The sequence below is a fragment of the Polaromonas sp. P1_G4 genome, assembly GCF_056405475.1.
This window is the reverse complement of sequence record NZ_JBFUCA010000931.1, coordinates 1-911: the sequence shown is the minus strand read 5'-3', so window position 1 is coordinate 911 and position 911 is coordinate 1. Positions and strand designations below refer to the sequence as shown.

Here is a 911-nt window from a genome sequence, read left to right as displayed (position 1 = left end):
GGCCTAAGCCCGACCAACCCAGGGGCATACCAACTCAAGCCAGCGAACAAAAGCGACAACGACGTGCCGATCAAGACCAACAGTCCTTCCGGCGTACCCACTAGTGGGCCGCGTATGAAAGCTCGAAGGTTGACGCGTGCCCAGTCCATGAAATTTAACCTTTGAAATAAGCGGCGCCGCAAGGCGTCAGTTTGAAGGAGGGGTTAGGCGACATTGGCGATGATGAATCGTTCCGATGTAAATATCTCAGCTCGCAAAGGGAAAGCGCAGAGCGAAGATGATGTAAAGGCCTACAGCGATCTCGCCCAAGCCGATGAGGATTGCCGGAAGCCCTTCAACGACACGCTTCTCATCGCTATCTCCATTCCATGTGAATTTGGCTTCTCGCCGCAGAACGCTCTTCACGCCCGCTGCGATCGATGCGAGGCCAAACAATACGGTGATGATTTTTAAAAGTAGTGCCATGAGACGCCTAATGTTAGAGATGACCGAACCACGATAGTAGCGGTGGAGCGGCCTTTTGCTGTTGTGAGTCTGTGTTGATTGACGGGTTAAGCATTTCTATCGACCTTCAAACCTGACGGTGCCGACGATGCGTCTGGCGGTGGGCACATGCTTGTCGTTCTCGGTCACGGCTACGCCCGCCAGAATTAGGCACCTTTTTGTGCGCACAGTTATTGTTCCGTACCTTGAACGAAAGCACTCAGCGTGGGCATAGTGGTATTCGTACGTTTAGCGGAAAGCATACGATCGCCAGGAAGGAGGTAATACCAATTGAGAACCGGGGCCTCCGCTGGAAATGGTGGAGCAACAAAATCGAACGACCCGTCGATGGTCGTAGCAGCGTCACCAAGCAGGCGAAGTGAAAATGTCACAACTGAAGCAGAGGAACGGGCCACCGTTCCCTCAAC

Annotated in this window: 2 protein-coding genes; both read right to left on the bottom strand. The window is 53.3% G+C overall.

Annotation, left to right across the window (positions count from 1 at the left end):
* Positions 1–246: 246 nt before the first annotated feature.
* Positions 247–465, bottom strand: a complete 219-nt coding sequence (locus AC1D1X_RS24535; RefSeq protein WP_477668248.1) for a hypothetical protein — start codon at positions 463–465, stop codon at positions 247–249.
* A gap of 209 nt (positions 466–674) precedes the next feature.
* Positions 675–911, bottom strand: a 237-nt coding sequence (locus AC1D1X_RS24530) for an acylphosphatase (protein WP_477699518.1), incomplete at its 5' end; no start/stop codon positions are given.